The following is a 15,613-nucleotide window of genomic DNA, read 5'->3' as shown; positions in this document are numbered from 1 at the left end:
ATTAAATTAACGTTAAATTGTATTTAATGACAAAAGCCTACCATGTGTAGGCTTTTTCTATTTTTGTAGAGCTGCTAAAGTAGCGCTCATATGTTTATTAAAGAGAAAAAGTAATGGCTGGATTTTGGAATTACCGTGTAATTTTTTGTGAAGCAACCAAAGATGAAGCGGCGCAATATCAAATACATGAAGTGGAATATAACCTAAACGGTAAAGTAACTAACTGGTCAGAAACCGGTGCAGCACCGTTTGGTACCACGTTAGATGAGCTAAAAGATGATGCTGAGCGCTTAAAAACCGCATTTGAAAAACCCGTACTTAAAGTGATGCGCAAAGCCCGTGGTTACGAGTTAGTTGATGTGGACACCGGTGAAGACGCTTATGCTGAGCCACCTGCAGGCTTGACTGAGTAACACAAATTAATGAAAGGTGCTTAGGCACCTTTTTTAATATTCAGGGCATGGGCTAAACAGCTAAACAACAAGGAGAAAGTATGTCTATTGAAGCGGTATTATTTGATACGGTGGTAACTAAAGACGATGTAACCAATCCAAAGCCTGCTGGTGATCTTTATTTATTAGCGCTTAAAACTATAAAGGTCGCTGCACAAAGTGCGATTGCCGTTGAAGATACCTTTACTGGCGTAACAGCAGCAAATAATGCAGCCTTAGCTGTTGTAGCGATTGCCAATAATCATACCAAGCAACATGACAAATGCATAATCTAGAAGAATTTTGGCAATGGCTTAAATCTTAACTATAGTTTAAGTTATGTTTAAATTTGCATGGATGCAGAGATGGTGAAAATTAAAACCTCTTTAGTTACGTTGCTAATACTATTTAGTGTTTGTTTAAATGCGCAATCGCCGCAAGTTCAACTCGCTCATGTTTACGATGAAACTAAGCATGAAGACATTCGCCAATACTTAGTCAGTGAAAAGTTTGATGGAGTTAGAGCTATTTGGACGGGGAAACAATTTGTTACCCGTAATGGCAATCCTATAAATTCCCCTAAGTGGTTTACCACTCCTTTGCCTGATGTGTGGTTAGACGGTGAATTATGGACCAAGCGAGGCCAATTCTCTGTTCTCAGTGGTATTGTAAGAACAAAAGTACCTAATGATAAACAGTGGCAAACAATTACTTATCAGGTGTTTGATATGCCAGATACAAGCACGCCTTTTCATCGTCGCTATCAAAATTACCTGTCACTTATTACTCAGCTAAATAGTCCTCACATCAAGGCGGTAAAACAATATCAATTTAGTGATAATCAGCAACTAAGCGATTATTTTAATAAGGTGACTAAACAAGGCGGGGAGGGCGTTATGCTTCATTTAGCAGAGGCTAAACATACCAGTGGCCGCTCTAGTGCATTGTTAAAACTCAAACCTTATTTGGATGCTGAAGCGCTAGTTATTGAACATTTACCAGGTAAAGGTAAATACACAGGTATGCTCGGGGCACTGCGAGTGCAAACCAAGCAAGGCGTAACCTTTTCTATTGGCACGGGCTTTAGTGATGAAGAACGCAAGCGTCCGCCAGCCATTGGTTCAATAATCACTTATCGATACCACGGGTACACTAAAAATGGTTTACCGCGTTTTGCTAGCTTTTTAAGAGAAAGACCCGAAAAATAAAGAGTGTAGGTCAATTCAGTATATATTTTTTAGCAATTATGCTAAATTGCGCTGCCTTTTTGGTAATGTTTGGTGATCTATGTTTGTTGGTTTTGATTATGGTAGCTCTAATTGTGCTATGGGTGTTTTAAACGAAGAGCGTGTTCAGCTCATCCCTTTAGAGCAAGGCAAACATTATCTTCCATCAACTTTATACACTCATCATAGCGCCTTAGTCGTTGATTTTGTTGCGCAGCATTTGCAGGGCTCAGAGCATGAGCATACCTATAAAACCGCGCGCCAACCCTTACTTAATACACTCCCGCGAATTAAATCAGACCTAGACTTACAAGCCGGCGACGTCACCCTATTCATTGGCCGTGAGGCGATTAGCGAGTATGTGCAATTTCCTGAAGAAGGTTATTTTGTAAAATCCCCTAAATCATTTTTTGGCGCTACTGGCTTAAAGCAAGGGCAAATCAATTTTTTTGAAGATATTGCCACTGCAATGATTTTAAAAATAAAACAACGTGCTGAATCATCGTTAGGATATACGCTGAGCCAAACTGTTATTGGGCGCCCAGTGAATTTTCAAGCGGTTGGCGGTGAGCAGTCAAACCAACAAGCCGTGGGCATTTTAACACGCGCGGCAAACCGAGCGGGTTTTAAAGATGTTGAATTTTTATATGAGCCACTTGCAGCTGGGATTGATTATGAAAGTGATTTAACGCAAGACCAAAAAGTATTGGTGATTGATATTGGTGGTGGTACCAGTGACTGCTCATTTGTTCGAATGGGACCAAGCTTTAGAGGAAATAGCCAGCGCGATAGCGATTTTTTATCTCACAGTGGTAAACGTGTAGGCGGAAACGATTTAGATATTGCTTTGAGTTACCATGGTTTAATGCCGTTACTCGGGCTTGGCAGTAGGTTTAAATCGGGTTTACCGCTCCCTAACCAACCATTTTGGCAAGCGTGTAAAATAAACGATGTGAATTTACAAAGCCAGTTTTATAGTGCTCAGCATTATCGTGAACTCAGTGCGCAGTTACGCGATGTCAGCGCCCCTGAACTTTATAAACGACTTATTAACTTACAGCAAAATAAGCAAGGTCACCAATTAGTTCAACAAGCTGAAGCGGCTAAAATTGCATTAACATCTGCAAATAGTTTTAATTGTGATTTAGCCTTTTTAGATAACTCATTAAGCAAATATATTTCAGTCGCTGATTTAGCGCTTGCTGTTGACGATAGCATTAGTCAGATTGTTACCTTGGCTAAACAGGCAATTACTGATGCGAATACCACTCCCGATGTGATTTATTTAACTGGGGGGAGTGCACAGTCTCCATTAATTAAAGCGGCGTTGAGTGAGCATCTAGGCAACATAAAAATGGTGAACGGTGATCACTTTGGTAGTGTAACTGCTGGCCTTACTAAATGGGCCAGCATGCTTTATAAGTAAGCTGCTATAGAGATATTTGTCGGGTTGCGAGGTATTTTTCGTAATCTGGCAATGTTCGCTCAAGCTCTATATCCATTAATGGTGAGCTAAGTAGCATATCGGCACTCACTTCATTACACGCCACAGGAATATTCCACACAGCAGCTAAACGTAGCAGAGCTTTAACATCGGGATCATGAGGTTGTGAGGCTAAAGGGTCCCAAAAAAAGACTAATACATGTATTTCATGCTCCGCTATTTTCGCCCCGAGTTGTTGATCGCCGCCCATAGGGCCACTTAATAATTGAATAACATCAAGCCCTGTTGTTTTCTCAATTAAATGCCCAGTAGTCCCTGTGCCATATAAAGTGTGTTTACTTAGAATGGCCTTATGTTTTTCGCACCATAACTTAAGCGCGGCTTTTTTGCCGTCATGTGCTACTAAGGCTATATTTTTTTGCGCAGGTAGAGATTGTATTTTTTGATCCATGCTGATTCTTATTAGTTAGAGTAATAAATTGATAGCCAAGGCAATAAATACAATGCCTGTGAACCTATCAATCCAGAGCTGGCTATTTGGGTGATTTCTAAAAAATTGAGCTATTTTATCGCCGAAATAAATATACGTGCAGTCAATCGGAAAAGCAAAGATTGGATACAGTAGCCCAAAAAACGCCAGCTGAAAGGTTGCAGATGACAAGCTAGGGTCAACAAATTGCGGGATAAAAGCAATAAAAAACAAAGCCACCTTAGGATTAAGTACTTCGGTCATCATAGCTTGAAACATGACATTTTTGTTTTTATTGGTTGTAACATGCGGTTTATCGCTTTGCTCACAAGATGGTGGCATAAATGTGTCTTTAAGCATCATGAAACCCAAATAACACAAATAGGCTGCGCCTGCATATTGTACACTGACATAGGCGGTTTCAGAGGCTTTTAACAATGCACTTAAACCGACAACTGCAAAAAATGTATGTACAACGCCACCTAAAGCAAATCCAAACGCACTTTGCATACCTGCTTTTCGCCCATTAGCAAATGTTTGCGCCATTAAAAACGCATTTGATGGTCCTGGGGCGACCGCCATAAGAAAACTGGCGAGTAAAAATGAAAGTAAAAAATCAGGATTGATCATTACATTGGGTTCGAAAGAAGATGGTAGTGAATGTTATCAAGGCAATACAAAAATAAAAAGCGGACATTGTGTCCGCCCGGTTTATAGCAACTTTATAATAGCTATATTCACACTCGTTCATTAAGAATACTTAGCTTTTTTAAACAGTAAGTATGAAAAAGGAATTAATAATAAAAAGTGTGTACCAATAAGCTCCGGGGTTGATAAGTTTAAGTCTTGAGTAATAAAAACCAATAGGCTTGCTCCACTCATTTGCATTGCACCTAACAGAGCAGAGGCTGTACCTGCTTGTTTTGGGAATAAGCTCAAAGCACGCCCAGCCGCAGAGCCAAGTGTTAAAGCAAACCCAAATGCAGCAATGAACATAGGGATCATTAATGCTAATGGTGTTTTATGTTGGCTTAGTAACAACATTAGTGAGCCGGCACCTATTAATAATATAAGGCCAATTTTGAGTGCTCTTCTAGGTTGACGCTTAATGTAAATGGGCATAATAAAACTAGCAAGAATACTAAGCACCGCATTGAGCGAGAACCAAAAGGTAAAGTCGGCTACGCTGCCACCTAATTCAGTAATGAGCCAACCAGGAGCCAGTGTTACAAACACCAATATGGCTGACATAGTGACCATACATAACAAGCTATTAAATAAAAATAATGGGGTTGAAATGATGGGGAAAAAGCGTCTTAAGTCTAAAATATGCCCTTGGTAATGACTGTCTGCCGGTCGTGTTTCTCTAAATAGGAATAACGTGATAATAAAACCCAGTAAGGCAAAACCGGTTAAAAATAGAAAGTTCATTTGCCAACCAAACTGTACGGTTAGCCAAGCACCTAAAATGGGCGCTAATGCTGGAATAAAGCAAACGATACCGTTTAGGTAGGTAATTATTTGGCCACTGCGTTCACCACCAAACTTATCTCTTACTATTGCAAAAGCGACAACAAAGGTAGCGCACGCGCCTAACCCTTGAATAGCACGAGCAAACATCAGTACTAAAAAGCTAGGAGCATAATATGCACCCAATGCCGCCAGTCCATACAAAGCGACCCCAGTTAAGGCAACGGGCTTTCTGCCAAAACGATCAGCGAGTGGACCTGCAATTAATTGTCCCAAACCAACAGTAAGCATAAAAATAGCCACCGTTTGCTGCACCTGCTTTTCGCTCACTGAGAATTGCTCTGCGATAGTGGGAAAGGCAGGTAGGTAAATATCAATGCCCATCGGACAAAAAATGACGAGTAACGCTAAGATAAGTAATAAAGTAAAATTGGGATTAGCGGGCTGTGTATGCATCAGGTCTCCTTTTGTCGGTATTTTAAGTGGCGACTGATGAAAAAGAAAGGGCTTATGGCCTATGTATCAGCCAAGTTACCTACTTTTAACCTTATTATGATTATTTTTGTTTAAGTATCACACTTCTTTAAACTGATCCGATGTGTTAATTTGCTTTTTAAGCAAAGACAATGGAAAAATAATAATGAGTAATGAGTCTGCATTAATAAAAACATGGCATAAATTTAAAAAGTGGCCATGCGGTAACTGGCTTTTCAGTAAAGCCGTGTGTTTCAAGGCACCTTATTTTGGCTCTATGAAACCCACTATTTTAGATTTAAAAGCAGGGCACTGTAGTGCTGTGGTTAAAAACACACGCCGTGTACATAATCATATTGGAACAATTCATGCGATTGCTCAATGTAATTTGGCTGAGCTGTGTGCGGGAGTGATGGTGGATGCGACGGTACCGCACAAAACACACCGCTGGATACCTAAAGGTATGACAGTACAATATTTAGCTAAGGTAGATACAGACGTTACCGCGATTGCTGAAATTGAGTTACCGCATCAATGGATAGATAAAGAAGATTTAGTGGTGCCGGTAAAGCTTTACAATACCCGAAATGAGTTGGTGTTTACTGCAGATATAACCATGTACATCACAAACAAGAAGTAATAGTTAAATTATAGTTTTTATAAAAAGCATTAAAAACAATGGTTTAGTTTTTTGACTAAACCATTTTTTAGTAATGTGACTAGCTTTTAGCCGCAGGTTGCTTGTTTACAAACGAAAGGCCACTGTCTTCATTATCAACAATGGCTTTTACATCGTTAACCGGTTTTGGTTTATCTTTAGCATGTTCAATGACTTCTTTTTCAAAGCGCTGCTTTAAACTTCCTTCAATAATCGAACCGGCTTCTATGCTTAGCGTGTCATGAAAAATATCGCCAAGTACATGGGCATTATTTTCGATCTTCACTTCGCTTGCATTTAAAGAGCCTATGATTTTTCCTTTAACAACAACGCTGCTAGCCTCTACAACGCCTTCAACAATACCGGAGGAGCCGATAACTAAATGTTCAGCTTTAATATCACCGTCAATACGTCCATCGAGTTGCACTTCACCCTGGCTAACTAAAGAGCCCGTAATACGCACATCGTTAGAGATAATTGAGGGAGTGTGACTCACTCGTTTAAGTGACGAGTCTGTTTTTGCTTGTTTATTTTTACCAAACACGAGAAAGCGCCTTTGTTATTTTTAGTGGATTGACATGCTTGTCGTCTATTAATACTTCATAGTGTAAATGAGTACTTGTACTTCTTCCGGTACTGCCCATTAAACCAATGACATCGTGCTTTGCAACAACTTGGCCTTTTTTAACATTAATTTTGTTTAAGTGACCAAAGCGCGTTACAACGCCATTTTTATGTTCTAGTTCTATAAAATTACCATAGCCACCATTACGTCCTGCTCGACGCACCGTGGCATCCGCTGGGGCAGATATCTCTGTATTATGCCACCCTGCTAAATCAATGCCTTTGTGAAAAGCGCGCCTTTTGTTCATGGGATCTTTTCTAAGCCCAAAATTGCTCGAAATATAATATTTTGTGGCAGGTAAGGGTAATGTGTTCGGCAAGGCTGTTAAAAAGTTTTCTAGCTGATTTAAAACAAGCAACTTATCGGCAATCATTAAAAATGTATTGGGTATTTTACTTTCATCAAGTATGTCCAGCGGGCCACCTTGCGCCGTTGTTTGTGCCGCTAATGCGAGGTGCTGTGCAAGTGCATTTTCGAGACCTGTGTCTTGCAATATCTCTAAAATAGCGTCGTGGCGTTGATTAATTTGCGCAGCTAATAAGGTAAAATTAGTATCGTATTGTTCATTTAGTAAAGTATAGCGCTGCTCAAAACTGGTGGCGTTATTGTGGGCATGTTTGTTTTGTGACTTGTCGTCTTCGAGCGGCTCATGGAATTCGCTCCCGCTCTCATTTATAGAGGAGGAGTCAAGCTCACCCTCTAATTTTATTGCGTCTTTGCTAATAGAAGCAGGCAATGATTCAATCATACCTTGTAGTAAAGCTTGTTTTTGTTCTAGTTCAGCTAACTGTTCTTGTTGTAATGCGTAGCGTTGCTGCTGCTTTACTTTTTGCTGCCACTGTACTTGCTTATCAAGTTGAATTTGTTCGATATGTGATATTTGGTGTGTTTGCATATATACACGAATACTAGACACACTTATCCACACAATAGCGGTGATAATAATAGTGAGTACAGAAACTTGTAACCATGGCGCCAAAACTACATGCTTAACTTCGCCATTTTGGCGAATTAGCAGCTGACGAGCTGGGAAGTTTTTATGAAAAAAAGATTTTATGAATACAGACATGTCACATATATACTGGCTATTAACGAACCCAAGATAGCAATTTGAACTAAAAAAGCCAGAAAAAAATTGTAACTATGGTTTAATTAATAAAAAAGAGCGGCTTATTCGGCCACTCTTTTTTTCTAGTTTATTGATTTTACAATTATTTTGCTGGCAGTACCGTACTCTCTACGCAGCCGAAGCCAATACGTGCAAAACCTTCTTTTTCACACCAGCCACGCATTATCACGTTGTCGCCGTCTTCTAAGAAGCTACGCTGTTCGCCGTTGCTTAAGGTGATTTTTTCTTTACCACCACGAGAAAGCTCAAGTAATGAACCTGCTTCTTCATGCGTTGGGCCTGATTGCGTTCCAGAGCCCAGCATGTCGCCTGGCATAAAGTTACAACCGTTTACCGTATGGTGAGTCACCATTTGTGCCACAGTCCAGTATGAATGCTTAAAGCTAGATTTAGATACTTGTGTTGGATTGTAGCCTTCATCACGCATTTTTTGCGTTTGAATTTTAACATCCATTTGAATATCAAATGCGCCTTGATCACGGTTAGCCGTTGATTCTAAATATTCCAATGGTTGCGGATCATTTTCATCACGCGTCCAGCTTGTTCTGAATGGTGCAAGTGCTTCGGTAGTTACAATCCATGGTGACACGGTTGATGCAAAGTTTTTTGCTAAAAATGGACCAAGCGGTTGGTATTCCCATGCTTGTAAATCACGTGCTGACCAATCGTTGAAAACACAAAAACCAAACACATGTTTTTCAGCATTTTCAATGGCAATAGCATCACCCAGCTCATTACCCTTACCCAAGTAAATACCCAGTTCAAGCTCGTAATCAAGACGCTTACACGGACCAAATGAAGGTACTTCTGCGTCTGGCGCTTTAGTTTGTCCTTTAGGGCGATGGAACTGCTGACCAGATACGCCAATAGATGACGAACGACCGTGATAACCAATCGGTACCCACTTGTAATTCGGTAGCAGTGGGTTATCAGGGCGGAATAAACTACCTACGGCCGTGGCATGATAAATCGAGGTGTAAAAGTCGGTGTAATCACCAATGCGACACGGCAGAGCAAATTCAATCTCGCTTTGCGGAATAAGTGCGTGTGTAAGTTGTTCTTGATGCTCAGAACCTTCACGTAATGCTTTAGATAATGCTAAACGTAGGGCTGACCAATATTGCTCACCCAGTCCCATAAACTCATTTAGTGTAGGGTTACTTGCTGCAGCAATGGCGACTTGGGCATCGCCACTAAAAATAGCGAGTTCATTTACTTTTGCTAAATCAATAACCTGATCACCAATAGCAACCGCGCCTCGGAAAGCTTCGTTGCTGTTTTTGAGACGTACTTCGGCAAAAGGTAGATTTTGGATAGGGAAGTCACATTGTGCATCATTCGCTGATGCAACCCAGCTAGTTAAATTTATATCATGGGTTTCGTTAATTAAACTCATTACATTTCCTTTGGTTTAGTTGGTCGCGCATATCAATTTATTAAATAAGAACATAGCACCAGCAAGTTTTAAATATCTACTAGTTATATGGTGATGAAAAGCGCGATTTAAACACGCAAAGAGAGATTAGCTCTCTTAGTTACGATTAAACGACAAAAAGCAGCGAAATACGCTGCTTTTTAGAGTCATAATTTTAATTATAAAACGCCGCGGCGTTCTTGATCTCGCTCGATTGATTCGAACAGCGCTTGGAAGTTACCTTCACCAAAGCCACCATCGTCAACACGTTGAATCATCTCAATGAAGATAGGGCCAAATAAGTTTTTAGAGAAAATTTGCAATAAGTAGCAATCTTCGCTTTGGCTATCAACCAGGATTTGATGCTCACGAATCTTTTCTTTGTCTTCTTTAACCCATGGTACACGGTCAAAAATAGTATCGTAGTATTCAGGGATAATATCTAAAGTGGCGATAGTTGATTTATCTAACTTATCAAGTGAGCTCACTAAGTCATCAGTTAAAAAGGCTAAATGCTGTACACCTGGGCCATTGTATTCGCCTAGGTATTCATCAATTTGGTTATTGTCGTTACCTTTACCTTCATTTATTGGAATAGAGAAAGTGCCACAAGGTGATTTTAATGCATAAGAGAGTAAGGCTGTTTTTTGGCCTTTAATATCAAAGTAGCGCACTTCGGTAAAACCAAACACGTCTTTATAAAAGTTAGCCCATGTTTCCATTGTGCCTTTATAAACGTTGTTAGTTAAGTGGTCTATACGTAAGAACCCTTTATCATTAACGACGTTTTGCTCAGCTAAATCTTCAAAGTCGTTTGCGTAGATAGAGCCTTTATCGCCAAACTGTTCAATAAAGTATATTAAGCTGTCGCCAATGCCGTAAATAGCAGGGTACGGTAAGTCTTTATTTGCTGCATCAGTAGCAGGCTTAGCGCCACGCTCAACCGCTGCTTCAAACGCCGCTTGAGCGTTCTCTACGCGCCAACCCATAGAACAAATTGCTGGGCCATGATTTTTAGCAAATTCAGCTGAAAAACCATCGCGTTCATTATTTAGTAAAAAATGAATATCGTTTTGGTTGTAATAAACAATGTCTTTACCTTTGAATTTTTTTAACTTTGAAAAACCAAAATCGGTAAACACTTTATCCATGTAATCGGCATCGGGTGTTGCGTACTCGGTAAATTCAATACCAACCAAACCTAAAGGGTTATTTACTTCACTCATTATAATTACTCCCGCAATTAAGCACTGCGATTATTAGTTATCGTATTGCCTGCATGATTAACCAGATTAGTGTTTTGGGGAAGAGGGTGTTGTTATTTAGTGAGGAGGTTGTGTGTATAGTTAATATGACGCTTAATACAATGGCTCTATTCTATAGTACAGCAGAGCAATAATAAGAAGACTTATTAGATTTTTCAATAGGACGAATTTAAATTAAATTGCTGATATTAAATAATAAAAAAAAGGGTTTACACACGGAAACCCTTTTCTTTTTTTTTGTAAAAAGCAACTTGAAGTGTAATTAATTATTTACATTTTTAATGTTGTTATTAAAAAACTTTCTGCGCTGTTTTAACCATAAATTTGGTTTTATATCAGGTGCAGCTTGATAGTGGCGCTCGATTTTTTGGTTTAACACTCTTGTGGAGTGCTCAAATGTTAACTTTTGTTTTGCATTACCTAAGCTTTTTATTTCATCGCGGGTCATAGCACGGCCAGCGTAAAGTAATGCATTTAAGTAACCCGGAACGGTTTCATAGTTGTTATCAGTAAATAAAAGTACTGATTTATTTAACGCCCAACGTTTATTGATCTCACCGTCTTCTTTTACGCCAACTAGCTCTCCATCAATATACACTTCAAATACGCCATTTGTAGGAGCTGTATAAAATACCAATGCTACGCGATGCCATGAATCTGGTTGTGTATTGCCAAAGTAACCACTGTCCCTGGTTGATTTACCATAACCACCACTTGGGTCAATAAATATATCAGCGTCGTCGGTTAAATAGTTAATTGTATCGGCTTGAACTACTGCACGGTAAATATCCTGCCCTTCCGCTGGCCAATATAAATCCATAACAAGGGTATAGTCTGAGACCATGCCCTCATTTGCATAATCACCATTAGCAGGTGTATTTAAGTGAATAAGTAATCCTTCAGTTGGTGCATGTCTTGAAAATGCCATTACACTGGAGGGGCCATCACTTAAATCGCTGATACCGAGTTCGGTAGTCGTTTTATATTGAGTTTCTTTAGGGCCCCAGTTTTTTTCTTCAGGATCAAAGTAACTGAGTACTGAAGGTCCAAAATCTGCTGCTAGTGGGTTTGTTTTATTATCAAAGTTCCATATCGTTATGTTTTCTTCATCTGTACAAGAAAAAAGTTGATTATTTGTATCAAGATATAAGCATTGGCTAGTTCTAAATCGGGCATATTGATCAAGCAACCACCATGCTTCAGCAATGAGCTCTACATTTGAAAATGTCACGCCATTAAAAAATAACTGGGGATTTAGTGCCGCACCTTTAAATAAGGCAACGTCATAATTACTGGTAGTTTGAATGTTTTCAGGTTTAAGTAAAAACCAGTCAGGCTGGCTTGCGAACATCGATAATAAATTAGCTCCTGTTACTGTAACTTTATATATTGCGTTAAAGCCAGGTGTATTTGAAGGCTGCCTTTCTACATAAAAAGCTTCATGAAAGTCTTCTTGTGTGAGGGTCCCCGGTGTCCAACGCTTTTGAACCAATTCAGGATTTAAAAGGGCGGCAGTTATTGAGCTATTGTGCTGTGCAGCCAATGCTGTTACTTCAGCTAATTCAATAGCACTAGGGTAGTTCTCTGAAATGGCTATTTCGGTTTGTGCGTCAGGGGCGTAACGGCCCATTATTTCATCAATTGCTTGTTTAGTTTCCTCATCAATTTCGGTGATTGTTTCTGTGGCAATTGTTTGGTAATTTACTCTAGGTGATGTTTTGTCAATTAAATTAAATTCTAGCGTTAAGTCTGTAATACCTTTTGCATAAAAATCAGGTTGAACCACAATTGCGCCATTTTCGAGCGTATCAAAGCTTTCCCCACCATGAGTATGGCCGCCTAATACTAAATCTATCCCTTCAATATCAGTCGCTATATCGGTATCTAAGCCCACCCCTAAGTGGCTTAGCATTACCATGTAATCAACGTCATCGCGATATTGGCTTATAATGCTTTGCGCGACCTGCTGCCACTCCCAGCTCATTTTAAATTGTTTGATAAAGTCAGGTATGGGATCACTTTGAAGTGGTCTATCTAATTCATTCCATGGAACTGATGTCATACCGAAAAAGCCTAGCGTTATACAGCCAACTTGAACTTTCGCAAATCCAACTGCTGCAAAGTCTTGAAGTTGTTTGCCTTCGTAACGAGTATTACTTGCAAGTACAATCGCTTTATCATCTTGTGAGTAACTAAGTAGTTTTTCGGGGCCCCAAGCGTAATCATGATTACCAACAACGCGAACATTAAATTGCATTGCTTTAATAGCTTCTTCGGTTGCCATTCCTTGCGAAAGTTGTTCTGCTACTGTACCTTTTTCGTAGTCGTCACCGCCATTGGTGAATAGCGTGTGTGGTGTTTGATTTGCAACTTGATTGAAATAGGCTTTAATACGGCTAAAGTATTGTTCTTTGTAACCAAAGCGAGAATGTAAGTCCGCAACATGTATAAAACGTACCGATTGTGTTGTTGCGTTTGCTTCACACGTTGGGCCAATATTTGCAAATGCTTCTTTACGCTGCATTTGAATTGCATAGGTACCCATTTTAGTTACTGTTGCACTAACATAATTATCACTTACGATAGAGTTAGAAATGGTTTCCCAACTGTTAAGATCTGACTGCCTTGCTATAAACAATTGACCACCCAGTGCATAACCTTCAGGTATTTTTATTCGGATGGTAATTGGATTTGAAAATTTTATTTCTGGATTGGGTGAGAGATTGTGCAAATCAGAAATAATATTCAGCTGCGAATTGGCGTTGTTTAACGTTATTTTTTCGTAGGTGATATCGCTGTTTGATGAAGCTACATTGGCAGGAATAATTAACTCAAAGCCACCATTATCAAGGCTTGAGTTTAAACCACTCGCGGCTATTAAAGAAAGCTGAGTTGGTTCTAGTTCAACAGGATCATTCGGGTTAACCGTTACTGCATCATCGACACCTCCACACCCACTTATAACAAGATGTAAAAATGTAATTACAGCTATTTTTGATAACTTGTCCAGTATCATATGTAGCAGTCCTTGGGAATTATCTTAACAATTAATTAATATATAATATCAACTAAAAGTATGGGAGCATAGCCGTATAGCACCAGTTCTTAAAATATATATACCCAAACGAGTTAAATAACTCACAAATATAATTAAAAATTATTTATAAAGAGCAACAAATGTATACTGTCATTTCGTCTCATTAGTGAATTATTTTTTATCGTTATAATTAGCCACTAACTTAATGCTATTGATATAAAAATGCCCCCAGAGCAGCCTATGGGGGCATTTTTCATTTTTCATTTTTCATTTATCACTGTAATTGCATTGTGCTGTAGGAGGTAATTAAAGCCAATATATTAATTAAACTAGGTCTCTAGTCCTTGTTTCTCCCATACCTTCGCTTTAAAACTCATCAATACTAAAATAATACCGATACCAATACTGAATAATGCAATTTGCAAATACAGATTAGGGATTTCAGATACATTGTTCGGATCAAAGTTACCAGCAAGTAGACCTGCGATAATATTACCTATTGAGTAAGTGAGTACGAATACACCCATCATTTGACCTGTATAGCGACGTGGCGAAAGTTTACTTACCGCACTCAATGCCACTGGGCTTAAACAAAGCTCACCTACAGTATGTAAAAAGTAAGTAGTAACAAGCCAGTAAGGTGCTACCTTTAAGCCTTCAGCGGCGTAATGTGCTGCCATAAACATGACTAAGAAGCCTGAAGCCATAATAACTAAACCCAGCGCACACTTTACGCTATAAGTCGGCGATACCATTTTCTTTGATAAATTAATCCAAAGTGCGGCAAAAAATGGTGACAAAGCAATAATAAACAGTGAATTTAAAGACTGGAACCAAGTTGTTGGAATTTCAAAAGTACCAATAAGGCGGTCAGTATAGTCACGAGCAAATAGGTTTAATGATGAGCCTGCTTGCTCAAAGCCAGACCAAAAACAGGCAGAAGCAACACAGACTAAAAATAGAGCCCACATTCTTTGCTTTTCAGCATCGGTTAATTTACCTTTAAAGTAGATAATACCAAAATATGCAAAGAAAATAATTGTGAATGCAACAGCTGTATAACCGGCAACCACAGTAGGATTGATGACTATAGCACCGGTCATAGCACTGACAGTAACGCTTGCTACAATAATTACAAATAATGCGATGCCACTCCATGCACGTGAAGTGCCTTTAGGACCCAGAGGGTTGGCAGGTAATGCGCTGTGCTCAGGTAAGTTATTAAGTGTGCGTTTGTACTGCACTAAGCCAATCGCCATACCCACAGCCGCTGCACCAAATGCCCAGTGCCAGCCTACGTTTTCCATGAAGTAACCACACACGTAGTAACCGATTAAAGAGCCTAAGTTAATACCCATGTAGTATATAGCGAATCCGCCATCACGACGCTCATCAGCATCGCTATATAATTGGCCTACCATTGCACTGATGTTCGGTTTAAGTAAGCCAGTACCTGTTGCAACAAAAATTAAACCAATAAAAAATGAATACTCGTGTGGAACGGCCAAGATAATATGGCCACACATGATAATAACACCGCCATACCATACTGCTTTTTGGCCACCAAACAATCTATCTGCTAACCAACCACCAGGTAAACCTAAAAAGTATACTGCACCTGTGTATAAACCATAAATAGCAGCAGCTGATGCAACAGTAAAGCCAAGACCTTCCTGTTGTAAGCTTGCTGTCATAAATAATACGAGCATCGCTCGCATACCGTAGTAACTCATTCGTTCCCACATTTCTGTGAAAAACAGGGTTGAAAGTCCTTTGGGATGGCCAAACCAGCCACTATCTGGAGCTGAACTCATATTTACTTCCTAGCTTAAAGAATTGTTGTGATGATCTTATAATTTTTTGCTTTAGCTAATTTAGCCCGTATAAAAGGTTAAATTGCTCGACCATCAGTATATTATTTGTGTCTAAGATAAAGATTTGCTACGTGGCTATAACACCATAAGGTAAGAG

Annotated in this window: 13 protein-coding genes and 1 pseudogene; 5 read left to right on the top strand and 9 right to left on the bottom strand. The window is 39.4% G+C overall.

All coding sequences use genetic code 11. The features are described from left to right. The first annotated feature begins 113 nt into the window (after positions 1-113). From KG708_RS06995 to yegD, 4 genes and pseudogenes are all read left to right on the top strand, one after another. Entirely contained in the window at positions 114-413 is a 300-nt protein-coding gene (locus tag KG708_RS06995) for a hypothetical protein (RefSeq protein ID WP_024602851.1), read from the top strand. 98 nt (positions 414-511) lie between these two features. After that, positions 512-756 (top strand): annotated as a pseudogene (locus KG708_RS06990) (HAD-IA family hydrolase); the annotation flags it as partial. A 40-nt stretch (positions 757-796) separates the two neighbouring features. Continuing rightward, complete coding sequence (locus KG708_RS06985) at positions 797-1,639, top strand: DNA ligase (RefSeq protein ID WP_213608711.1); 843 nt, start codon at positions 797-799, stop codon at positions 1,637-1,639. A gap of 79 nt (positions 1,640-1,718) precedes the next feature. Next, positions 1,719-3,083, top strand: a complete 1,365-nt coding sequence (yegD, locus tag KG708_RS06980; protein WP_213608710.1) for a molecular chaperone — start codon at positions 1,719-1,721, stop codon at positions 3,081-3,083. 4 nt (positions 3,084-3,087) lie between these two features. Here yegD and KG708_RS06975 read toward each other — a convergent pair whose 3' ends face one another. The 3 genes from KG708_RS06975 to KG708_RS06965 all read right to left on the bottom strand — a co-directional run bounded on the left by KG708_RS06975 (position 3,088) and on the right by KG708_RS06965 (position 5,496). Continuing rightward, entirely contained in the window at positions 3,088-3,552 is a 465-nt protein-coding gene (locus tag KG708_RS06975) for a methylglyoxal synthase (RefSeq protein WP_024602847.1), read from the bottom strand. A gap of 15 nt (positions 3,553-3,567) precedes the next feature. Beyond that, positions 3,568-4,200, bottom strand: a complete 633-nt coding sequence (locus tag KG708_RS06970) for a LysE family translocator (protein ID WP_213608709.1) — start codon at positions 4,198-4,200, stop codon at positions 3,568-3,570. A gap of 120 nt (positions 4,201-4,320) precedes the next feature. Then, a complete protein-coding gene (locus KG708_RS06965; protein ID WP_213608708.1) occupies positions 4,321-5,496 on the bottom strand; it encodes a multidrug effflux MFS transporter in 1,176 nt (391 codons plus the stop codon). Between the two features lie 184 nt (positions 5,497-5,680). On the opposite strand from KG708_RS06965, the gene KG708_RS06960 reads away from it, so the two are divergent. Then, entirely contained in the window at positions 5,681-6,154 is a 474-nt protein-coding gene (locus KG708_RS06960; RefSeq protein ID WP_213608707.1) for a hotdog fold domain-containing protein, read from the top strand. A gap of 79 nt (positions 6,155-6,233) precedes the next feature. Here KG708_RS06960 and KG708_RS06955 read toward each other — a convergent pair whose 3' ends face one another. The 6 genes from KG708_RS06955 to KG708_RS06930 form a co-directional block, all read right to left on the bottom strand. After that, positions 6,234-6,716: a polymer-forming cytoskeletal protein gene (locus KG708_RS06955; protein ID WP_213608706.1), complete on the bottom strand. Its 483-nt coding sequence runs from the start codon at positions 6,714-6,716 to the stop codon at positions 6,234-6,236. Beyond that, complete coding sequence (locus KG708_RS06950) at positions 6,706-7,866, bottom strand: M23 family metallopeptidase (RefSeq protein WP_213608705.1); 1,161 nt, start codon at positions 7,864-7,866, stop codon at positions 6,706-6,708. The genes KG708_RS06955 and KG708_RS06950 overlap by 11 nt, the downstream gene beginning before the upstream one ends. Positions 7,867-8,008: 142 nt before the next feature. Then, a complete protein-coding gene (fahA, locus tag KG708_RS06945; RefSeq protein ID WP_213608704.1) occupies positions 8,009-9,322 on the bottom strand; it encodes a fumarylacetoacetase in 1,314 nt (437 codons plus the stop codon). A gap of 197 nt (positions 9,323-9,519) precedes the next feature. After that, complete coding sequence (hppD, locus tag KG708_RS06940; RefSeq protein WP_016899429.1) at positions 9,520-10,566, bottom strand: 4-hydroxyphenylpyruvate dioxygenase; 1,047 nt, start codon at positions 10,564-10,566, stop codon at positions 9,520-9,522. Positions 10,567-10,867: 301 nt separating this feature from the next. Beyond that, on the bottom strand, positions 10,868-13,621 hold the full coding sequence (locus KG708_RS06935; protein ID WP_213608703.1) for a metallophosphoesterase: 2,754 nt from the start codon (positions 13,619-13,621) through the stop codon (positions 10,868-10,870). 350 nt (positions 13,622-13,971) lie between these two features. After that, entirely contained in the window at positions 13,972-15,456 is a 1,485-nt protein-coding gene (locus tag KG708_RS06930) for a peptide MFS transporter (protein ID WP_213608702.1), read from the bottom strand. Positions 15,457-15,613 lie beyond the last annotated feature (157 nt).

Origin of the sequence: Pseudoalteromonas sp. (genome assembly GCF_018402495.1) — a bacterium.
In the GTDB taxonomy this organism is placed as follows: Bacteria; Pseudomonadota; Gammaproteobacteria; order Enterobacterales; family Alteromonadaceae; genus Pseudoalteromonas.
Note: the sequence above shows the minus strand (reverse complement) of the source record. Positions and strands in the feature narration are given on the sequence as shown.